The organism is Streptomyces sp. NPDC017993 (assembly GCF_044328065.1).
Lineage (GTDB): Bacteria > Actinomycetota > Actinomycetes > Streptomycetales > Streptomycetaceae > Streptomyces.
On record NZ_JBIRGO010000013.1, the window covers coordinates 61,665 to 82,210 of the forward strand.

Sequence of the window (20,546 nt, forward strand, 5' to 3'; positions counted from 1 at the left end):
GGGTGGTTGAAAGGTCCGTCAGGCCTTGAAGAGGAAGCCCATGACGATGCCGATCAGCGCAAGCGCCTCGCAGAACGCGAAGCCCATGATCTGGTTGGTACGGATAAGGCCGGCGGCCTCGGGCTGGCGGGCCAGGGCCTGGGTGCCGTTACCGAAGATGATGCCGACGCCGACGCCGGGGCCGATCGCGGCGAGGCCGTAACCGATCGAGCCGAGGTTGCCGGTGACGCCGGCGGCGAGGTTGACACTCTCGAGAGCAGCGGACATGCCGTTACTTCCTTCTCTTTCACGGACCGGTGGGGGTTGGCCACCGGGCGTCTGTTGGGGCTGAGGAGACGGGGGCTCAGTGTTGCTCGGCGAGCGCGCCCTGGATGTAGTTCGCGGTCAGGAGCACGAAGACGTACGCCTGCACGGCCTGGATGAAGAGCTCGAACGCCGTCAGCAGGACGGTCATCACGAACGAGGCACCGGCGTAGACGATGCCGACGCCGTTCAGCAGGTACCAGGTACCGATGGTGAACATCAGCAGCAGCAGGTGACCGGCGAACATGTTCGCGAAGAGTCGGACCGCGTGCGTGAACGGCCGGACGAAGACATTCGAGAGGAATTCGATGACGACGATCATGGGAAGAACCGCGCCGAGCGACTTGTCGTAGCCCGAGAGGTGCTTGAATCCGCCGACGAATCCGTGCTTCTTGAACGTCAGGTACATCCACGTGAGGTAGACGATGCCTGCGAGTCCGGCGGGGAACGCGATGATCGACGTCACCGGGAACTGGGCGATCGGAATGATCGACCAGATGTTCATGATCCAGACGAAGAAGAACAGCGAGACGATGAAGGGGACGTATTTCTCGCCCTCCTTCTTGCCGAGGGCGTCGTAGACGATGCCGCGGCGCACGAAGTCATATCCCGCTTCGGCAATCATCTGCAGCTTGCCGGGGACCACCTTGGCCTTGCCGAACGCAGCCCAGAAAAACCACACGACGATGACCGTGCTGAGCAGGGCCAGCAGCATCGGCTTGTTGAACTCGTAGCCGCCGACCGTGAACAGGGGGTCAAAGACGAACGAATGAAGCCCGGGAGCAGGGAAGCCGCACCCGGAAAAGATGTGGCAGTCGGTCTCGAAGGCGAGCATCGTTTCAGCACTCACCGCGAGCTCCTTCAGCGTGGCGCATGGGTACGGCAACCTCGTTGTGTCGGCGCGGCGTTGAGCCACGGTGCGGCACTGGACTGGTCTTGCGGATGTTGGGGCGGCTGGTCGGCGCTGGGCCGGGTCGGATCACAGGCATGGGCCATGAGGACTGCCCGTTCCATCCCGTGGAACCGGGGCGCTCAGCCGCCTGCGCCAACTGTGCCGCAGTTGGCACCGGACGATAGCAGGCCCGCATGGGGGCTTTTATTCCGGCCCTACGTGTCACGTCGGCGACCCCGCCGTCTCCGCCTTCTTCGCTTCCGCGGAGTCGGGGTCGACGTACAGGATCTTCGCCTTCATGTGACCGCGGGTCTGTGCCGCGATCCACACGAGAGTGGCGCCGAGCAACGTCAAGGCAAATGCCTTTGTGTCGAAGAGCGTTGTGTCCTTGAACGCCAGCAGGAAGACAAGGACGGCCAGAATCTGCACCGTGTACAGCATGAGTCCCATCATCTGGAACAGCTGCGGGTGATTCCGCGCGGTGCTCTGCAGGACGACGAGCCCCGCACCCATCACGAGCACCACCAGCACGGTGCCGACGACAGCGCCGATCGCTCCCGTCGTGCCTGCGACCACAGCGCTGACGGCAACGGCGATGGCACCGATGGCGAGCGTGGGCACAACGGCGTGAAGGAGTAGTCGGGCGTCATTCGACTGCATGGCGGCGCTCCGGCAAGGGGTGGGGGTGTTGTCGTCAGGGACGAGCGTAGTCCCGGCCTGAGGCTGAGCCTGAGGCCGAATGACCGTCGCACTACGGCCCTTCGGCTCTATCGCCGGGTTTCGTGAACGGTATCACAAACTATTTGATGAGGTCTTTACCTGTTCGTGTGGACCCTGTCACACCTGAGCGTGAACGTGCGCGTTGGTGCACTGACGGCTGACCTTTTGTCTGGTATGAGGCCAACCACCCCGGTTTCCGTCGCCCGTTGACGGCGGCGGAGCCGAGGATCAGTGGTGACTGTCCGCCCGGCGGCGGTCCACGAAGCGTGAGCGGTCGCCGATCGCGGTGGCACCGTGGATGCCCGCCGGGACCCGTTCGCGCTCCTCCTCGGCCTCCTGGGCGTCTCCCCCGTCCGTCGCCGTGGACTCGTCCACGGCCGGCCCGCCCACGACCCTGCGGTAGCGGGGCGGAACCATCCGCTCCGCCCAGCGCGGCGCCCGCGGCGTGAACCGCGGCAGCAGGAGCAGCACCAGACCGACCGCGCTCAGCAGCACGATGCCCAGGACGATCCACATGCTGGCGTTGTTGACCGAATAGGCGACCGCGCCGAAGGCGATCAGCGCCGACCAGAAGTACATGATCAGCACGGCACGGCTGTGCGAGTGGCCGATCTCCAGCAGCCGGTGGTGGAGATGACCGCGGTCGGCGGCGAACGGCGACTGGCCCTTCCACGTCCGGCGCACGATCGCCAGGATGAGGTCGGCGACCGGCACCGCGATGACGGTCAGCGGCAGCAGCAGCGGAATGTAGACCGGCACCATCGCGTGAGTCGCCTCACGCAGACCGCCCGCCTTCAGGTTGAGCAGATCCGGGTCCACCTGACCGGTGACCGAGACGGCACCCGCGGCCATCACCAGGCCGATCAGCATCGAGCCCGAGTCGCCCATGAAGATCCGCGCCGGGTGCATGTTGTGCGGCAGGAAGCCCAGGCACATGCCCATCAGAACGACCGAGAACAGCGTTGCGGGCGCGGCCGCCTCGATGCCGTAGCCGAACCACATCCGGTACGCGTACATGAAGAAGGCCGCGGCGGCGATGCACACCATGCCGGAGGCGAGGCCGTCCAGGCCGTCGACGAAGTTGACCGCGTTGATGGTGATCACGACGAGCGCGACGGTCAGCAGGGTGCCCTGCATAGGAGTCAGCGAGACCGTGCCGACGCCGGGGATCGGGATCCACAGGATGGTCAGGCCCTGGAGGACCATCACACCCGCGGCGATCATCTGGCCGCCGAGCTTGACCAGCGCGTCCACGCCCCACTTGTCGTCCAGCACGCCGAGAATCCAGATCAGCGCGGCGCCGGAGAGCAGCGCCCGTGGCTCGTTGGAGTTCTCGAAGACACTCTTGAGATTCGTCAGATGCGAGGCGACCAGCAGCCCCGCGCACAACCCGCCGAACATCGCGATCCCGCCGAGCCGCGGAGTCGGCTCGCGGTGCACGTCACGCGCCCGGATCTCCGGCATCGCCCCGGCCGCGATCGCGAACTTCCGCACCGGGCCGGTCAGCAGGTAGGTCACCGCGGCCGTGACGCACAGCGTCAGCAGGTATTCACGCACGGGCTGCCCCATTGGTATAGCTGGCCATCACAGCCACACACCCTATGCGTGTCAGCCCCCTGGCCGTGAATACAGGAAGAGACGCACGCCGTCAGCGGGCGGTTCCGGCCTCAGTCCCGATCGGGATAAGGCGGGAATTCATGGACCAATGCGACGGCCTCCGAGCGGCCCGGCCCCTCGTCCCGCAGCGCCGCGCCGATCAGCGCAGCGACCCGCCGCATCTCGGCCGCGCCCATCCCCTGCGTCGTCACCGCCGCCGTCCCCAGCCGGATGCCGGTCCTGCGCGCGGCGGGGTCGAGCGGGGCATCGGGGCACGGCAGCGCGCAGGTGTCCAGCACGATCCCGGCGGCGGCCAGCCGGCCCCTGGCGGTGCGCGCGTCGAGCCCGAGCGGGGCGGTGTCCGCGGTGATCAGGTGGGTGTCGGTGCCGCCGGTGGTGATCGTCAGACCCTGCTCGGCCAGCCCCTCGGCGAGGACGCGGGCGTTGGCGGTGACCTGCTGGGTGTACTCACAGAACGCGGGCGTGGCGGCCTCCCCGAAGGCGACGGCCTTCGCTGCCACCGCGTTCATCTGGGCGCCCCCCTGGGTGAAGGGGAACACCGCCCGGTCGATGCGCTCCGCCAGCCGGGAGCCGCAGAGGATCATCCCGCCCCGGGGCCCGCGCAGCACCTTGTGGGTGGTGGCGCACACCACATGCGCGTACGGGACGGGGCTGGGCGCCGCTCCCCCGGCCACCAGCCCGATCGGGTGCGCCACGTCCGCGATCAGATAGGCGCCGGTCTCGTCGGCGATATCGCGGAACGCGGCGTAGTCCATGTGCCGGGGATAGGAGATCGAGCCGCAGACGATGGCCTTCGGCCGGCGTTCTTGGGCAAGGGCGCGGATCGCGTCGTAGTCGAGGAGGCCGGTCTCCTCGTCGACGCCGTAGCCGACGAAGTCGAACCAGCGGCCCGAGAAGTTGGCCGGCGAACCGTGCGTGAGGTGTCCGCCGTGCGGGAGGGACATGGCCAGGACGGTGTCTCCTGGGCGCAGCAGGGCGGCGTAGGCGGCCAGAACGGCCGAAGACCCGGAGTGGGCCTGGACGTTGGCGTGTTCGGCGCCGAACAGGGCCTTGGCGCGTTCGACGGCGATCCGCTCCGCGAGGTCGACGAGTTCGCAGCCGCCGTGGTGCCGGGCGCCGGGGTACCCCTCGGCGTACTTGTTGGCCAGCGGTGAGCCGAGGGCGGCCAGCACGGCGGGTGAGGTGAAGTTCTCCGCGGCGATCAGCTGGAGCCCGTCGCCCTGCCGGGCGCCCTCCCCGAGCAGGACACCCGCGATCTCCGGGTCCTGGCGCAGCAGGGAGGCGAAGTCCGGGGCGCCGGCCGGAGCGGTGCCCTCGCGGGCCGCGGCCCGTGCCCGGTCCTCGATCGTCTCGGGCGCACCAGTGCCGGCCGGAGGCTCGGCGGCCTGCACACGGGCGGCCTGGTTCTGACTGCGGGGTGACGCGGTGGTGGCGGGCATGGCGTGCTCCGGGCCTCGTACGGGGACGTAGTCCCAATGTAGGCGCGGCGGGGCGATCGGGCGCGGTGTGTGGAGCGGTCGGGCGGTGCCCCCGTCTCAGGCGCGCGCGGGGACCCCGGTGAGGGCGGTGACGACCGGGTCCAGCGCCTGGTTGATCTCGTCGCCGATGGAGCGGAAGAAGGTGATGGGGGCGCCGTAGGGGTCGTAGACCTCGTCGGACTCCGGATTGGGCGCCAGCAGCCAGCCGCGCAGCGCGGCGGCGGCGCCGACCAGCGCACGGGCACGCTCGACCAGCCCGCCGCCCGGCAGGGCCGGGTCGGGCTCGGGCAGCGTGGCGGGGTCTATGGCGCGCACCAGCCGGTTGAATTCCTTGAGCGTGAAGGTGCGCAGCCCGGCGGAGTGACCCATCGAGATGACCTGCGCGCGGTGGTCGCGGGTCGCGGTGAGGACCAGGTCGGCACGGATGACGTGCTCATCGAGCAGCTCGCGGCCGATGAAGCCGGCGGGGTCCGCGCCGTAGTCGGCGAGCACCGTGGCGGCGTGCGCCTCCATGGGGGCGCCTTCATGGCCCCAGGTGCCGGCGCTCTCCACCAGTAGCCCGCCGACCTGGGGCCCGCCCAGCCGCAGCTCCAGGGCATGGCGGTGCAGCCGCTCGGTGATCGGCGAGCGGCAGACGTTGCCGGTGCTGACGTGGAGGATCCGAAATGGGGCCGCAGGGGGAAGGAAGGTCTCGTCGCCCTGTCCCGCTATGCCACGCCCCAGGGGCGCCATCAATTGGCCACCTCGAGCTCGGGTACGACCTTGCGCAGCTCGTCCGCGCTGATCGCGCCCTGGCGCAGCAGCACCGGAACCGCACCGGTGACGTCGACGATCGAGGACGGTACGGCGGCCGGCGTCGGGCCGCCGTCGAGGTAGACCGAGACGGAGTCGCCGAGCATCTCCTGGGCGGCGTCGCAGTCCTGCGGGGAGGGGTGGCCGGTGAGGTTGGCGCTGGAGACGGCCATCGGGCCGAAGTCGGTGAGCAGCTCGATCGCCACGGGGTGCAGCGGCATCCGCACCGCGACCGTGCCGCGGGTCTCGCCCAGGTCCCAGGTCAGCGACGGCTGGTGGTTGGCGACGAGGGTCAGGGCGCCGGGCCAGAAGGCGTCGACCAGCTCCCAGGCCTGCTCGGAGAAGTCGGTGACCAGCCCGTGCAGGGTGTTCGGGGATCCGACGAGGACCGGGGACGGCATTCCCCGGCCGCGGCCCTTGGCCTCCAGCAGGTCGCCCACGGCCTCGGCGCTGAAGGCGTCCGCGCCGATGCCGTAGACGGTGTCGGTCGGCAGCACGACCAGCTCGCCGCGGCGGACGGCCGACGCGGCCTCGCGCAGACCGGTCGCGCGGTCGGTCGCGTCGCTGCAGTCGTATCGCCGTGCCATTTAACGGACCTCCTCGTGCGGAACGGATACTTCAGGCGTCGTGGCGGAACGCGTCATGGCGTCGCCCGGCGCGCGGTGGCAAAACGGGGCCGGTTGTTGAGGTCGGGGTGGTCTGCCGCGTCGGCCCAGCCCCGTTCCTCGGTGAAGATCCACGGCACCTGGCCGCCCTGGGTGTCGGCATGCTCGATGACGACGATGCCGCCGGGCCGCAGCAGGCGGTGGGCGGTCCGCTCGATGCCCCGGATGGTGTCCAGGCCGTCCTCGCCCGAGAACAGCGCCAGCTCGGGGTCGTGGTCGCGCGCCTCGGGTGCGACGTACTCCCACTCCGTCAGCGGGATGTACGGCGGGTTGGAGACGACCAGGTCGACCTGGCCGTCCAGTTCGGGAAGCGCGGTCAGCGCGTCACCCTGGTGGAGAACGACGCGGGACCCCTCGACGTTCTTGCGGGCGTACTGCAGAGCTTCCTCGGACAGCTCCACGGCGTGCACCCGCGAGCGCGGGACCTCCTGAGCGAGCGCGAGGGCGATGGCCCCGGAGCCGGTGCACAGGTCGACGATCAACGGCTCCACGACGTCCATGGCCCGCACCGCGTCTATCGCCCAGCCGACCACCGACTCGGTCTCCGGCCGGGGCACGAACACCCCTGGCCCGACGTGGAGTTCGAGGTAGCGGAAGAAGGCGCGGCCGGTGATGTGCTGGAGTGGCTCGCGGGCCTCGCGGCGCGCGATCGCTTCCCAGTAACGGGCGTCGAAGTCCGTGTCGGGGACGGCGTGCAACTGGCTCCGCTTGACGCCGTGCACATGCGCGGCGAGCTCCTCGGCGTCGAAACGCGGTGAGGGCACGCCGGCGTCGGCCAGCCGCTGGGTGGCTTGCGCCACCTCGGCGAGCAGCAGATTCACGGGCTTCCTCCAGCCGGTACGTACAGCGTCTTACTGGGCGGCGGCGAGCTTGGCGGCCGAGTCGGCGTCCACGCAAGCCTGGATGACCGGGTCGAGCTCCCCGTCGAGCACCTGGTCCAAGTTGTACGCCTTGAAGCCGACCCGGTGGTCCGAGATGCGGTTTTCGGGGAAGTTGTACGTACGGATGCGCTCCGAGCGGTCGACCGTTCGGACCTGGCTGCGCCGGGCGTCCGACGCCTCCTTCTCGGCCTCTTCCTGGGCCGCGGCCAGCAGCCGCGAGCGCAGGATGCGCATGGCCTGCTCCTTGTTCTGGAGCTGGCTCTTCTCGTTCTGGCAGGAGACGACGATGCCGGTGGGCAGGTGCGTGATGCGGACCGCGGAGTCGGTGGTGTTGACGGACTGGCCGCCGGGGCCCGAGGAGCGGTAGACATCGATGCGCAGGTCATTGGGGCCGATCTCGACCTCGACCTCCTCGGCCTCGGGCGTGACGAGCACACCGGCGGCCGAGGTGTGGATGCGGCCCTGCGACTCGGTGGCGGGCACCCGCTGGACGCGGTGCACCCCGCCCTCGTACTTCAGTCGCGCCCAGACGCCCTGGCCGGGCTCGGTGGCACCGTTGCCGCCCTTGGTCTTCACGGCGACCTGGACGTCCTTGTAGCCGCCGAGGTCGGACTCGTTGGCCTCGAGGATCTCGGTCTTCCAGCCGGCCCGCTCGGCGTAGCGCAGATACATCCGCAGCAGGTCGCCCGCGAACAGCGCGGACTCCTCGCCGCCCTCGCCGGCCTTGACCTCGAGGATGACGTCCTTGTCGTCGCTGGGGTCGCGGGGCACCAGCAGCAGTCGCAGCTTCTCGGTGAGGGTCTCGCGCCGGGCGTCGAGTTCCTTGACCTCATCGGCGAAGTCCGGGTCGTCCGCGGCGAGTTCGCGCGCGGTCTCCATGTCGTCGCCGGTCTGCTTCCAGGAACGGTAGGTCGCGATGATCGGGGTCAGCTCGAAGTAGCGCTTGTTCAGCCGCTTGGCCTCGCGCTGGTCGGCGTGGACCGCGGGGTCGGCCAGCCGCTTCTCAAGATCGGCGTGCTCGCCGATCAGTTCCTCGACCGCCTCGAACATCGTGGGGTTCCCTCTGCTGGCTGACTGGGTCTTCCCGGGGGCGGTCAGATGTGCGGCGGTGCCGCGAACCCCCGGACCCCCGCCCGGAGGGCAGGGGGCCTGGACGACAAAACGCCGGTCCGGTCACCCCTGAGCAGGGGCGACCGGAGACCGGCGCCTTGCGGGTCGCTACTTCTTGGCTGCGCCCTTGCCGAAGCGGGCCTCGAAGCGGGCCACGCGGCCGCCCGTGTCCATGATCTTCTGCTTGCCCGTGTAGAACGGGTGGCACTCGGAGCAGATGTCGGCGCGGATGCTGCCGCCGCCAACGGTGCTACGGGTGGTGAACGACGCGCCACAGGTGCAGCTGACCTGGGTCTCGACGTACTCCGGGTGGATGTCGCGCTTCAAGGGATTCTCCTAGGTTCGGGAGTGCTCCGGGTCGTGTCGCGGGTTGCGTCACGTGAACCGGGGCCGACGGTCCAGTCTGCCAGGACTCGCCGTATCTCCCAAAACCGGGGTACACACGCAACTATTCCCCCGCCCCGTCCCGGGGCCCGTGCGGGCCCCGGGACGGGCGCGGTCGGTCACTTCACGTAGGTGTCCGTGCCGCCCTTGTCACCGGCCGAGTCCTTGATCGCGGACTTCGGGATGTCCTTGTCGTGCCGCAGCGCGTTCCAGACCTGCTTGCTCTGCTTGGTCAGCGGCAGCACTCGGTCGGGGTCGGCGGTGTCGTACGTGACCGGCAGCGTCACCATGTCGATGTTCTGCGAGCCGATCCCGGACAGGCCCTTGGCCAGGCCGGACAGCTCGCTGACCGAGTTGAGGTCGGTGTCGGTGGTGACCGCCTTCGTGGCCGTGTCGGCGACGTCGTACAGCTTGGTGGGGTTGCTGAGCACCCCGACTTCCTTGACCTGCTTCATCAGCGCCTTGATGAATGCCTGCTGGAGCTGGATACGTCCGAGGTCGCTGCCGTCGCCCCCGGGGACGCCGTGCCGGGTCCGTACCAGGCCCAGAGCGTTCTCGCCGTTGAGGGTGTGCTTGCCCGGCTGGAGGTGCAGATGGCTGTTGTCGTCGTCGATCGCCTTGGTGGTGGTGATGTCCACCCCGCCCAGCGCGTTGATGAGCTTCTTGAAGCCGCTGAAGTCGACCTCGACGAAGTGGTCCATGCGGATCCCGCTCATCGACTCGACGGTCTTGACGGCACACGCCGGGCCACCGACCTCGTAGGCGGTGTTGAACATGGCTCGCTGCGCGCCGGGGACGTCCTTGCCGTCCTCGACGCAGTCGGGCCGCTTGACCATGGTGTCCCGCGGGACGCTGACGACGCTGGCCTTCTTGTGGCCCTTGTACACGTGCATGATCATGGCCGTGTCGGAGCGCGCGCCGCCCCCGTCCTTGCCGTACTTCGCGTTCTCGCCCGCCCGGGAGTCGGATCCCATGACGAGGATGTCCATCGAGCCGTTGTCGACGTTGTCCGGCCGGTCCTTGCCGAGGGCGGCGTTGATGTCGACGCCCTTCAGGTTTCCGTTGAGTTTGAAGTAGACGTATCCGAAGCCGGCACCGCCGAGCAGCGCGACGCTGACCAGCGCACACAGCGTGATCGTCAGCGCTCGGCGGCGTCGGGTCGGCCCCTTGCGCCGGCGGCCCGTGGCACGTATGCCGCGGGCCTGGCTTTCGGCCGTCTTCGCGGTCCCGTTGCTGTCCGCCATCTGCTCCTCAGTCCTCGTTCTCTCGACTGCCCCTCGCCATCACCGTGCTCCGTGCCCCACGGGTAGTTGCTTGTCCAGACGGGAGGTAGACGGGAAGCGTTGCACAGCGACCTGTGCGGGTTTTTGTGGCGCCGGGTCGTCGACGCCCCGGCCGAGGAGGGCACGCGCGTCCTTCTCACCAGGGATTTCGCCGGGTTCCACGGCGCCGCCCGAACCGGTGGGCGACGTCCCGATCTGTGCCGAAGGTCTCAGCCGCGAAGGGCCGTGCATGCGGTATGGGCGGCACAGGTCACACCGCACGGACAGCCCGGTGCACGGTCGTGCACGCAAGCCGAAGCCCTCCTCACCGCGAGGGTGAGGAGGGCTTCGGGTGCGTCGCTGGAGGGCGTCAGTCGTTGCCGTTGCCGCCCATGCCCGGCGTCGTCTTCTGGATCTGGAGCAGGAACTCCGCGTTGGACTTCGTCTGCTTCATCTTGTCCAGCAGCAGCTCGATGGCCTGCTGCTGGTCCAGAGCGTGCAGCACCCGACGCAGCTTCCAGACGACGGACAGCTCGTCGCTGCCCATCAGGATCTCTTCCTTACGGGTACCGGACGCGTCGACGTCCACCGCAGGGAAGATGCGCTTGTCGGCGAGCTTGCGGTCGAGCTTGAGCTCCAGGTTGCCGGTGCCCTTGAACTCCTCGAAGATCACCTCGTCCATGCGCGAGCCGGTGTCGACCAGCGCGGTGGCCAGGATGGTCAGCGAACCGCCGTCCTCGATGTTGCGCGCGGCACCGAAGAAGCGCTTCGGCGGGTACAGCGCGGTCGAGTCGACACCACCGGACAGGATGCGGCCGGAGGCGGGCGCCGCGAGGTTGTACGCGCGGCCCAGACGGGTGATGGAGTCCAGCAGGACGACCACGTCGTGACCCAGCTCGACGAGACGCTTGGCGCGCTCGATGGCCAGCTCGGCGACGGTGGTGTGGTCCTCGGCGGGACGGTCGAAGGTCGAGGAGATGACCTCGCCCTTGACCGACCGCTGCATGTCGGTGACCTCTTCGGGCCGCTCGTCGACGAGGACGACCATCAGGTGGCACTCGGGGTTGTTGCGGGTGATCGCGTTGGCGACCGCCTGCATGATCATGGTCTTACCGGTCTTCGGCGGGGCCACGATCAGACCGCGCTGGCCCTTGCCGATGGGCGCGACCATGTCGATAATGCGGGTCGTCAGGCCGCCCGACTCACCCTCCAGGCGCAGTCGCTCCTGCGGGTAAAGGGGCGTCAGCTTGCCGAACTCGGCCCGGTTGCGGCCCTGTTCGGGGGCAACGCTGTTGACCGTGTCGAGACGCACCAGCGCGTTGAACTTCTCGCGCCGCTCGCCGTCCTTGGGCTGGCGGACCGCACCGGTGACGTGGTCACCCTTGCGCAGGCCGTTCTTACGGACCTGGGCGAGCGAGACGTACACGTCGTTCGGGCCGGGCAGGTAGCCGGAGGTCCGGATGAACGCGTAGTTGTCGAGGATGTCGAGGATGCCCGCGACGGGGATCAGGACGTCGTCCTCGGAGACCTGCGGCTCGTTGCCGAAGTCCTCGCGTCCGCCACGGCGGCCACGGCGGTCGCGGTAGCGGCCGCGGCGGCCACGACGGCCGCCCTCGAAGTCGTCTTCCTCCTCGGCGCGGCGGTTGTCGCGCTGGCGGTTGCCGCCCTGGCCACCGCCGCCGTCACCGGCGTCGTTCTTGCGGCGGTCGCCACGGTCACGGTCGCGCTGGCCACGCTGGCCGCGCTCCTGACGGTCGCCGCGGTCACCGCGCTCCTGGCGGTCCCCGCGGTCGCCCTTCTGGCCCCGCTCCTGGCGGTCGCCGCGGTCCTGGCGGTCGCCGCCCTTGTGCGGACGGCCGTCCGCGGTGTCCTGGCCGGGGGCCGCGGTGTCGGTCTTGGCCTCCGTCTTGACGGCGCCGGCGTCGGCCTTGGCCTCGGTCGTGACGTCACCGGAGGCGGCGTCGGGGCTGCCCGCGGCGGCGGTGGCCCGGCGCCGACGGCGCTCGCCGGCCGGCTGCTCGTCGCTGACCGGCTGGCCCGGGATGTCGATCTGCTGCTGGTCGCCGGACTTCTCGGCGGCCTTGTCGGCCTTGGCGGCCTTGGCAGCGGGCCGCTCGGCGGCGTCGTCGCCGGTGCGGGCCTTGGAGGTGGTACGGCGCTTCGGCTTGGTCTCGGAGTCTGCGGGCGCGTCGGCCTTGGCCGCGGAGCCCCCGCCCTGCTTCTCCTTGATGACCTCGATCAGCTGGCTCTTGCGCATCCGCGCGGTGCCCTTGATGCCGAGGCCGGAGGCAACCTGCTGGAGCTCTGCCAGGACCATGCCGTCAAGGCCGGTGCCCGAACGGCGTCGCCGCGAGGCAGGGGCTGTGGCAGCACCGGTGGCAGGCGCGGCGGGAGCGTCCGTGGCGGGCGCGGTGGCACTGCCATCGGTGCGCACGCCCATCAGATCGGTGGTGTCGCTCACGAAGGGTCCTTCCCTGGAGCGGGCGTCGGCCTGTCTGGCTCGGCGACCGGTTGTGCTGTCCGGCTGTGTCCTTGGTCTGACGGACCGGGGCCGGGGCGGTGGTCCCGCCGGATACGGCGGAAAGATCAGTGCATGGTCCGGCGCGAAGAGATGCAGAGTGACTCATGTCGTCACGCCGATTCCGGAGCGTGCTCACTTCTGCTCAGGCCATTGCTCCAAGCAGTTTGGGAGGCTCCCGGAAGAAAGTGGTCCCGATGGGGGACACGAAGCACCGCGCCACTCAGGCGTCGAGTACTGACTTGAGGTTAACACTACCGGATCCAACAAACATTCCCCCTCTCGAAGACCGGCAATCGTCGATCACCCGGCGAGCGGCAGTACGCAGGTACCTGCCGCATCGAGGGTCAGCCGATTGGCCGCCCACCCCTCTCCCGCCAGTGCCGCGACCTTGTCCGCCGCGGATTCCTCGACCAGCGCGAGCACCGTCGGGCCCGCACCGGAGATAACTGCGGGGACGCCGTCCGAGCGCAGTCGGTTCACCAGGCTCACGCTCTCCGGCATCGCGGGGGCGCGGTACTCCTGGTGAAGTCGGTCCTCGGTCGCGGCGAGCAGCAGCTCGGGGCGCCTGGTCAGGGCCTCGACGAGCAGTGCGGCACGACCGGCGTTGGCCGCGGCGTCCACATGCGGGACGGTGCGCGGCAGCAGTCCACGGGCGGTCTCGGTCAGCACCGGCTTCCCGGGCACGAAGACCACCGGAACGATGGAATCGGCGGGATCCATCCGGATGGCGCGGGCGGTGCCGGTGTCCATCCAGGCGAGGGTGAATCCGCCCAGCAGGCAGGCGGCGACGTTGTCGGGGTGGCCCTCGATCTCGGTGGCCAGCTCCAGCAGCGCGGCGTCGTCGAGCTTCTGCTCGCCGCCTATGGTCACGGCGCGGGCGGCGACGATGCCGGCGCAGATGGCGGCGGAGGAGGACCCCAGGCCGCGGCCGTGGGGGATGCGGTTGGCGCAGACGATCTCCAGGCCGCGCGGCTGCCCGCCGAGCAGCTCGAAGGCGGTGCGCAGGGAGCGTACGAGCAGGTGGCTCTCGTCGCGCGGGAGGGTCTCGGCCCCCTCACCTGCGATGTCGACGTGCAGACCGGAGTCGGCGACGCGCACCACGACATCGTCGTACAGGCCCAGGGAAAGACCCAGGGCATCGAAGCCGGGACCGAGGTTGGCGCTGGTAGCGGGGGTGCGCACCCGGACGGCGGCGGCGCGGAACGCGGGACCGGCCATCGCTCGATGACTCTCCTTGATTGATGCTGCGGTACTGCCCCGGAGCACCGCGGCACCGAGGTGCCCGGCCGGCTCATGGGGTCTGTTCTGACCTGCCCTGCGCACCACTGCGTTATGCCGTGGGGAGGGGAGTTGGCTGCCAGCCTATCGAAGGAAGGTTCTGTGGCGACATAGGGCGCACAGGAGGCGCACGATGCGTGTCGCGCGCCATCCCATGCCCCGGGACCGCCTTTGCAGCCTTTGCTCTCTTTGCTCCCCGTGCCGCACGGGGGTGACGGGACGCTGACCGTCCCTTACCCCGATTCCGTGGCAGCGCACCGGGCTCGCCGGATCGCGCGTGTTACGCGAGGCCGAGACGCTCGGCGGCGGCGTCCGCGTCGATCGGGACCGTGACCGGCTGCGGCGCTCCGGCCACCGCCCAGTCCGGGTCCTTGAGGCCGTTGCCGGTGACCGTGCAGACGATGCGCTGGCCCGGGTCGACCTTGCCCTCCTCGGCGGCCTTGAGCAGACCGGCGACAGAGGCGGCCGACGCGGGCTCCACGAAGACACCCTCCTGGGCGGCCAGCAGGCGGTACGCCGCAAGGATTTGACGGTCTGTCACCTCGTCGATGAAGCCGCCGGACTCGTCCCGCGCCTGCTCGGCGAACGACCACGAGGCGGGGTTGCCGATGCGGATCGCGGTGGCGATGGTGTGCGGGTCCTTGACGACCTCGCCGCGCACGATCGGCGCGCTGCCGGACGCCTGGAAGCCCCACATGCGCGGGGTGCGCGAGGAGATGCCGTCGGCGGCGTACTCCTTGTAGCCCCTCCAGTACGCCGTGATGTTGCCGGCGTTGCCGACCGGCAGCACATGGATGTCGGGCGCGTCGCGGAGCATGTCGACGATTTCGAAGGCGGCGGTCTTCTGGCCTTCGATACGCACCGGGTTAACCGAGTTCACAAGTGCGACCGGGTACTTCTCGGAAAGGCCCCGTGCGAGCGTCAGGCAGTCGTCGAAATTGCCGTCGATCTGCAGGATCTTCGCGCCGTGGACCAGCGCCTGGCCCATCTTGCCGAGCGCGATCTTGCCCTGCGGGACGAGAACGGCGCAGACCATGCCGGCCCGCACCGCGTAGGCGGCGGCAGAGGCGGAGGTGTTGCCGGTGGAGGCGCAGATCACCGCCTTGGCACCCTCCTCCTTCGCGCGGGTGATGGCCATCGTCATCCCGCGGTCCTTGAAGGACCCGGTGGGGTTGGCACCCTCGACCTTGAGGTGCACCTCGCAGCCGGTGCGCTCGGAGAGCACCTGGGCCGGTACGAGGGGCGTGCCGCCCTCCCGGAGGGTGACCGCCTCGGTCGTGTCGCTGACCGGCAGCCGGTCACGGTATTCCTCGATGATTCCGCGCCACTGACTGCTCGCCGTGGTCACAGTGGAATTGGCAGACATGGGTTCCTTTACTCCCCTTCGACCCGCATGATGCTGGCCACACCGCGGACGGTGTCCAGCTCGCGCAGCGCCCCGACGGTCGACGACAGGGCCGCGTCCGCCGCTCGGTGGGTGACGACGACGAGGGATGCCTCGCCGTCCTTGCCCGTTTGACGGACCGTATCGATCGATACGCCGTGTTCGGCGAAGACCGTGGCCACCTGCGCGAGAACGCCGGGCTTGTCGGCCACGTCGAGACTGATGTGATACCGCGTGACGACCTCGCCCATGGGGCTGACCGGCAGCCGCGTGTACGCGGACTCTCCGGGCCCCGTGGCGCCGGCGAGCTTGTTGCGGCAGACCGCGACCAGGTCACCGAGGACGGCGGAGGCGGTCGGTGAGCCACCCGCGCCCGGCCCGTAGAACATCAGCTGGCCTGCGGCGTCGGACTCGATGAAGACCGCGTTGTAGGCCTCGCGCACCGACGCCAGCGGGTGGCTGAGCGGGATCATCGCGGGGTGCACACGGGCGGTGACGGACGCGCCGTCCGCGGCCCGCTCACAGATCGCGAGCAGCTTGACCGTGCATCCCATCCGCTTGGCGGACGCGATGTCGGCGGCGGTGACCTCGGTGATGCCCTCACGGTGCACGTCATCGAGGCGCACGCGGGTGTGGAAGGCGATGCCGGCCAGGATCGCGGCCTTGGCCGCGGCGTCGAAACCCTCGACGTCGGCGGTCGGGTCGGCCTCGGCGTAGCCGAGCGCGGTGGCCTCGTCCAGCGCCTCGCTGTAGCCGGCCCCGCTCCCGTCCATCTTGTCGAGAATGAAGTTGGTGGTGCCGTTGACGATGCCGAGGACGCGGTTGACCTTGTCACCGGCCAGCGACTCGCGCAGCGGCCGCACCAGCGGGATCGCACCGGCGACCGCGGCCTCGTAGTAGAGGTCCGCGTCGTGCTGCTGGGCCGCGGCGTGCAGCGCGGCACCGTCCGCGGCCACCAGGGCCTTGTTGGCGGACACCACGCTGGCGCCGTGCTCGAAGGCGGTGGTGATCAGCCCCCGCGCCGGCTCGATGCCGCCGATGACCTCGACCACGACGTCGATGTCGCCGCGTTTGACGAGGGCCGTCGCGTCGGTGGTGACCAGTTCGGCCGGGACGCCGTCGCGCACCTTGTCGGGGCGGCGGACGGCGATACCTGCCAGCTCCACCGGCGCACCGATGCGCGCGGCGAGGTCGTCGGAGTGCGTCGTCATGATGCGCGCCACCTCTGAGCCGACAACACCACAGCCCAGCAGCGCCACCTTCAGCGGACGCGTACGCATCATTCGACCTCTGCTTTTCATCGATCCAGCGGTTTTCATGCTTGCTAATGCACCAGTCTCACGCACCGGAAGGCCATTTCCGTCCGTCGTCCAGATGCCGAGACATTTATTTCATCCGGGGCCGTGCCCCGTGGATCCGGCCCTAGCCGACATCCAGCCGCAGGAGATCTTCCTCCGTCTCGCGGCGGACGATCACCCTGGCCGCACCGTCCTTGACCGCCACGACCGGCGGTCGCAGCGCGTGGTTGTAGTTGTTCGCCATGGACCGGCAGTAGGCACCCGTGGCCGGCACCGCGAGCAGGTCGCCCGGCGCCACATCGGCCGGCAGGAAGGCGTCACGGACGACGATGTCGCCGCTCTCGCAGTGCTTGCCGACCACCCGCGAGAGCATCGGCGCGGCGTCGGAGGTACGGGAGGCCAGCGTGACGCTGTATTCCGCGTCGTACAAGGCCGTGCGGATGTTGTCCGACATTCCGCCGTCCACGGACACATACGTCCGCAGCCCCTCCAGCTCCTTGACCGTCCCCACCTCGTACAGCGTGAAGGCCGTCGGCCCGACGATCGCACGCCCCGGCTCGACCGACAGGCGCGGGACGGCCAGCCCGGCGGACTCGCACTCCTTGCGCACGATGTTGCCGAGCGCCTGCGCGATCTCGTGCGGCTCACGCGGGTCGTCGTCGGAGGTGTAGGCGATGCCGAGGCCGCCGCCGAGGTCGATCTCCGGCAGCTCGACGCCGTGCTCGTCACGCACCTCGGTCAGCAGCTGCACGACGCGGCGGGCGGACACCTCGAAGCCCGCCATGTCGAAGATCTGCGAGCCGATGTGCGAGTGGATGCCGATGAGCTCCAGGCCGTCCAGCTTCAGCACCCGCCGCACCGCCTCGGCGGCCTGCCCGTCGGCGAGCGCGATGCCGAACTTCTGGTCCTCGTGGGCGGTCGCGATGAACTCGTGCGTGTGCGCCTCGACACCGACCGTGACCCGGATCTGCACCCGCTGCCGCTTGCCCAGCCGCTCGGCGATGTGCGCCACCCGCACGATCTCCTGGAACGAGTCCAGCACGATCCGGCCCACCCCGGCCTCGACGGCCCGGGTGATCTCCTCGGTGCTCTTGTTGTTGCCGTGCAGCGCGATCCGCTCCGCCGGCATCCCCGCCGCGAGCGCCGTGGCCAGCTCGCCACCGGAGCAGACGTCGAGATTCAGCCCTTCCTCGCTCAGCCAGCGCACGACCGCGCGGGACAGGAACGCCTTGCCCGCGTAGAAGACGTCGGCACCCGGCCCGAAGGCGTCCTTCCAGGCACGGCAGCGCGCCCGGAAGTCGTCCTCGTCCAGGAAGTAGGCCGGCGTGCCGAACTCCTCGGCGAGCGCGGCGACGTCGAGCCCGCCGACGGTCACCGCACCGTCGGCGTTGCGCCGCACGGTACGGGACCACACGCGCGGGTCGAGGGTGTTGAGGTCGGAGGGCGGACCGGCGTAGTGGCCCTCGGGCAGCACATCGGCGTGACGGGGCCCTGCGGGGTGGGCGGAACGGCTCATGACGGTGAAGATCCCCTCAAGGGTTCAGAGGTGTTCGGGTGCGGAGATGCCGAGCAGGCGCAGGCCGTTGGCAAGCACCGTCCCGGTGGCCTCGGCAAGGGCCAGACGGGCGCGGTGAACGGCCAGGGGTTTCTGCTCCCCGACCGGCAGCGGCGGACACGCGTCATGCCACCGGAAGAACGCATCCGCCGTCCCCTCCAGATGCCGCACCACCCGGTCCGGCGCCCGATGCCGCGCAGCGGCCTCGACGACGGAGGGGTAGGTGGCGAGGAGGGTGTGCAGGGCTTGGGTGGTGGTGGCGGGGTCCGCGGAGGGCGCCGCCGCAGGCGGGTGCGGGGCCGGGGCCGCCGGCGCCTCTCCCGGCTCCAGCACCTCCCCGGGCTCGCTCCCGAAGCTCAGATCCCGGGCGTTGCACAGCAACGCACGCGTCCTGGCGTACGCGTACTGCACCCGGAACCGCGGATTCTCCTCCCGCTGCACCGGCCGCTCGGGCAGGCGCACCGGGTCGTGCGCCGCAGGCCGCAACAGGGCCCAGCGCACCTCATCGGCCCCCAGCCGGGCGACCGGCCCGGCAAGCTCGTCCTCGGCCTCAGCCTCGGTCCACCGTCCGCCGCGGGCCGTCACCTCATGCGCGGCGGGCGCACGCACCCCGACAGCAGCCGCGATCCGCCCGACCGCCTCCGCCACGACAAGCCCGCGAGCTCCTCCGCCAACCGGCCATCCGCCCGAGCGCGCCCCAGGCACCGGCCCGCCGGGCTCTACCGACTCACGGGGCTCCTCGGACACTCCGGGTTCCTCGGACTCTCGGGGCTCGCGGGACTTCCGGGTCTCCCCCGGCACCGCTCCCACGCCGTACTCCCCGTACGACGCGCCCTGCGTGAGCACCTCCCGGACGAGCGCGGCCTGCGCCCCACCGCCCAGGGTGATGTTCAAGAAGCCGGGCCCGGCGATCTCCACGCGGGCGATCCCGGCGCTCCCGGTCAGCCGCCTCCGCAGAATCTCGGCGACCTCACGCGCCGGCTTCCCCGCCGGCTTGGCGAGCTGCAACGCGACATTCGATGCGTAGTCCCCACACCCGGGCCGCGGCGGCGGCTGTACAACGATCCGTGCCGGCACGGGCACGGAGAGCTCCTGCTCCTCCACCGCACCACGCACGGAGCGCAGGACGGTACGGGAGAGCTCAGCGGGGGTCACGAGACAAGCGTATGGGAGAAGGGGGGCACCCACGCGACCCGGTTTCGCCCTATGGACATCCGGCCGCACCACCGCCCCCACGGCCCGGACCACCGAGAACGCACCCACCGCCCGGCGCGCACAAGGCCGCGCCGCGGTCACCCACTACTCACGGGGACTCACCACGGGGCCCGGCGGAAACAGCCCGGCAATCCCGGTGCCGCCTAAGTCACACCACGGGCGAAGCCAAGCAGGCACCCCAAGCGGACCGAAGAGTGCGCCCGGAGGAGCACCCCAACCCCTCAACCCCCTGGCTGCACCACAGGCTCCGAATCCCCGCCGGCGTCGACCATTCCGCCATCCGCCGTATCGACGTTCACGTCCGGGACCCGCCTCTCGGGCTCAAGATCCCGCCGGCGCCCCTCGGAGGCAAGGGTCCGCACCGTCCGCACGAGCTCGCTCGGCTCAAACGGCTTCGCGAGGAAGGCATCCACCCCCACGGACTCACCGCCGTCCACCTCGACCGGGGTGCAGGCACTGACGATGGCGATGGGGATATCCCACGTCCGCGGATCGGAGCGCAGCCGCGCCGCGGTGTGCAGACCGTTGAGCCGCGGCATCACGACATCAAGGGTCACGACATCAGGTCTCACGTGGTGCACGACATCCAGACATTCGGCACCATCAGCCGCGGTCACGACCTCGAAGCCCTCCAGCTCGAGGTTGACCCTGATCAACTGCCGGATCACCTTGTTGTCATCGACAACAAGGATCCGACCGGACAAGCCAGGCACACCATGAGACTAGGGGCGCGCCTGCGGCTGCGTCCCGGTTTTGCCCACTTCCGCCCCCATGCGAGGGACCTTTCCCCGACCACCATCGACACGCCTCCCACATGCGCTAAAGCCCCTCACCGATGCCTCCCCCACCCCCTCAAAACCCTGTTCATGGACACCCCGTCAGAGCTGGTAGGGTTCTACCCGTCGCCGCACAACACGGCGCAACGCCCCCGTAGCTCAGGGGATAGAGCAACGGCCTCCGGAGCCGTGTGCGCAGGTTCGAATCCTGCCGGGGGCACTCCAGCAAGAACAGCGTGAAACACCCGCTGACCTGCTGAAGTGCCAGACTTTGAGAGCCGGACCCAGTTCCACTGGGTCCGGCTCGTTGTCGTCGTCTGTCACTGATCACGAGTGAGGAGCGAGTGGGGATCGGAACGATCTTCGCCGCCTCCCCGGCCACCTCAGAGATCACGCCGGTTCAAGGAGACGCCCC

Annotated in this window: 18 protein-coding genes and 1 tRNA gene; 1 reads left to right on the forward strand and 18 read right to left on the reverse strand. The window is 69.8% G+C overall.

Annotated features, from left to right (window positions below):
* Positions 1-18 precede the first annotated feature (18 nt).
* The 18 genes from atpE to ACH4FH_RS23945 form a co-directional block, all read right to left on the reverse strand.
* Entirely contained in the window at positions 19-267 is a 249-nt protein-coding gene (atpE, locus tag ACH4FH_RS23860) for an ATP synthase F0 subunit C (protein WP_042148752.1), read from the reverse strand.
* A 76-nt stretch (positions 268-343) separates the two neighbouring features.
* The gene (atpB, locus tag ACH4FH_RS23865) at positions 344-1,138 is read right to left on the reverse strand and encodes a F0F1 ATP synthase subunit A (protein WP_398558052.1); all 795 of its coding nucleotides are present in this window, start codon (positions 1,136-1,138) and stop codon (positions 344-346) included.
* A gap of 279 nt (positions 1,139-1,417) precedes the next feature.
* Positions 1,418-1,855 carry a hypothetical protein gene (locus ACH4FH_RS23870; RefSeq protein WP_398557909.1) on the reverse strand — a complete coding sequence of 146 codons (438 nt, stop codon included), beginning with the start codon at positions 1,853-1,855 and terminating at the stop codon, positions 1,418-1,420.
* A gap of 288 nt (positions 1,856-2,143) precedes the next feature.
* The gene (locus ACH4FH_RS23875; RefSeq protein WP_398557910.1) at positions 2,144-3,484 is read right to left on the reverse strand and encodes an MraY family glycosyltransferase; all 1,341 of its coding nucleotides are present in this window, start codon (positions 3,482-3,484) and stop codon (positions 2,144-2,146) included.
* 98 nt (positions 3,485-3,582) lie between these two features.
* Complete coding sequence (gene glyA, locus ACH4FH_RS23880; RefSeq protein WP_398557911.1) at positions 3,583-4,971, reverse strand: serine hydroxymethyltransferase; 1,389 nt, start codon at positions 4,969-4,971, stop codon at positions 3,583-3,585.
* Positions 4,972-5,067: 96 nt separating this feature from the next.
* Positions 5,068-5,745 carry a protein-tyrosine-phosphatase gene (locus ACH4FH_RS23885; protein WP_398557912.1) on the reverse strand — a complete coding sequence of 226 codons (678 nt, stop codon included), beginning with the start codon at positions 5,743-5,745 and terminating at the stop codon, positions 5,068-5,070.
* Entirely contained in the window at positions 5,742-6,389 is a 648-nt protein-coding gene (locus ACH4FH_RS23890) for an L-threonylcarbamoyladenylate synthase (protein ID WP_398557913.1), read from the reverse strand. Before ACH4FH_RS23890 ends, ACH4FH_RS23885 begins: the two co-directional genes overlap by 4 nt.
* A gap of 53 nt (positions 6,390-6,442) precedes the next feature.
* Positions 6,443-7,288 (reverse strand): peptide chain release factor N(5)-glutamine methyltransferase, encoded by an 846-nt coding sequence (gene prmC / locus ACH4FH_RS23895; RefSeq protein ID WP_393896972.1) that lies wholly within the window; start codon positions 7,286-7,288, stop codon positions 6,443-6,445.
* 30 nt (positions 7,289-7,318) lie between these two features.
* Positions 7,319-8,398: a peptide chain release factor 1 gene (gene prfA / locus ACH4FH_RS23900; protein WP_398557914.1), complete on the reverse strand. Its 1,080-nt coding sequence runs from the start codon at positions 8,396-8,398 to the stop codon at positions 7,319-7,321.
* A 168-nt stretch (positions 8,399-8,566) separates the two neighbouring features.
* Positions 8,567-8,785 carry a 50S ribosomal protein L31 gene (rpmE, locus tag ACH4FH_RS23905; RefSeq protein ID WP_398557915.1) on the reverse strand — a complete coding sequence of 73 codons (219 nt, stop codon included), beginning with the start codon at positions 8,783-8,785 and terminating at the stop codon, positions 8,567-8,569.
* A 176-nt stretch (positions 8,786-8,961) separates the two neighbouring features.
* Complete coding sequence (locus ACH4FH_RS23910; RefSeq protein WP_398557916.1) at positions 8,962-10,086, reverse strand: LCP family protein; 1,125 nt, start codon at positions 10,084-10,086, stop codon at positions 8,962-8,964.
* A 388-nt stretch (positions 10,087-10,474) separates the two neighbouring features.
* On the reverse strand, positions 10,475-12,565 hold the full coding sequence (gene rho, locus ACH4FH_RS23915) for a transcription termination factor Rho (RefSeq protein WP_398557917.1): 2,091 nt from the start codon (positions 12,563-12,565) through the stop codon (positions 10,475-10,477).
* A gap of 360 nt (positions 12,566-12,925) precedes the next feature.
* Positions 12,926-13,843: a homoserine kinase gene (gene thrB / locus ACH4FH_RS23920; protein WP_398557918.1), complete on the reverse strand. Its 918-nt coding sequence runs from the start codon at positions 13,841-13,843 to the stop codon at positions 12,926-12,928.
* Between the two features lie 340 nt (positions 13,844-14,183).
* Positions 14,184-15,269: a threonine synthase gene (gene thrC, locus ACH4FH_RS23925; protein WP_398557919.1), complete on the reverse strand. Its 1,086-nt coding sequence runs from the start codon at positions 15,267-15,269 to the stop codon at positions 14,184-14,186.
* Positions 15,270-15,277: 8 nt separating this feature from the next.
* The gene (locus ACH4FH_RS23930; RefSeq protein ID WP_398557920.1) at positions 15,278-16,570 is read right to left on the reverse strand and encodes a homoserine dehydrogenase; all 1,293 of its coding nucleotides are present in this window, start codon (positions 16,568-16,570) and stop codon (positions 15,278-15,280) included.
* 139 nt (positions 16,571-16,709) lie between these two features.
* The gene (gene lysA / locus ACH4FH_RS23935; protein ID WP_398557921.1) at positions 16,710-18,101 is read right to left on the reverse strand and encodes a diaminopimelate decarboxylase; all 1,392 of its coding nucleotides are present in this window, start codon (positions 18,099-18,101) and stop codon (positions 16,710-16,712) included.
* Positions 18,102-18,125: 24 nt separating this feature from the next.
* Entirely contained in the window at positions 18,126-19,295 is a 1,170-nt protein-coding gene (nrtL, locus tag ACH4FH_RS23940) for an ArgS-related anticodon-binding protein NrtL (RefSeq protein ID WP_398557922.1), read from the reverse strand.
* A 281-nt stretch (positions 19,296-19,576) separates the two neighbouring features.
* Entirely contained in the window at positions 19,577-20,068 is a 492-nt protein-coding gene (locus tag ACH4FH_RS23945; protein ID WP_398557923.1) for a response regulator, read from the reverse strand.
* Between the two features lie 211 nt (positions 20,069-20,279).
* On the opposite strand from ACH4FH_RS23945, the gene ACH4FH_RS23950 reads away from it, so the two are divergent.
* Positions 20,280-20,351 (forward strand) — tRNA-Arg (locus ACH4FH_RS23950).
* Positions 20,352-20,546 lie beyond the last annotated feature (195 nt).

Excerpts from the sequence above, each read along its gene's own strand:
- thrC (WP_398557919.1), bottom strand. The coding sequence starts at position 15,269 with ATGTCTGCCAATTCCACTGTGACCACGGCGAGCAGTCAGTGGCGCGGA.
- lysA (WP_398557921.1), bottom strand. The coding sequence starts at position 18,101 with ATGAGCCGTTCCGCCCACCCCGCAGGGCCCCGTCACGCCGATGTGCTG.
- glyA (WP_398557911.1), bottom strand. The coding sequence starts at position 4,971 with ATGCCCGCCACCACCGCGTCACCCCGCAGTCAGAACCAGGCCGCCCGT.
- ACH4FH_RS23910 (WP_398557916.1), bottom strand. The coding sequence starts at position 10,086 with ATGGCGGACAGCAACGGGACCGCGAAGACGGCCGAAAGCCAGGCCCGC.
- ACH4FH_RS23930 (WP_398557920.1), bottom strand. The coding sequence starts at position 16,570 with ATGATGCGTACGCGTCCGCTGAAGGTGGCGCTGCTGGGCTGTGGTGTT.
- ACH4FH_RS23870 (WP_398557909.1), bottom strand. The coding sequence starts at position 1,855 with ATGCAGTCGAATGACGCCCGACTACTCCTTCACGCCGTTGTGCCCACG.
- atpE (WP_042148752.1), bottom strand. The coding sequence starts at position 267 with ATGTCCGCTGCTCTCGAGAGTGTCAACCTCGCCGCCGGCGTCACCGGC.
- atpB (WP_398558052.1), bottom strand. The coding sequence starts at position 1,138 with ATGCTCGCCTTCGAGACCGACTGCCACATCTTTTCCGGGTGCGGCTTC.
- ACH4FH_RS23875 (WP_398557910.1), bottom strand. The coding sequence starts at position 3,484 with ATGGGGCAGCCCGTGCGTGAATACCTGCTGACGCTGTGCGTCACGGCC.
- ACH4FH_RS23890 (WP_398557913.1), bottom strand. The coding sequence starts at position 6,389 with ATGGCACGGCGATACGACTGCAGCGACGCGACCGACCGCGCGACCGGT.
- thrB (WP_398557918.1), bottom strand. The coding sequence starts at position 13,843 with ATGGCCGGTCCCGCGTTCCGCGCCGCCGCCGTCCGGGTGCGCACCCCC.
- prfA (WP_398557914.1), bottom strand. The coding sequence starts at position 8,398 with ATGTTCGAGGCGGTCGAGGAACTGATCGGCGAGCACGCCGATCTTGAG.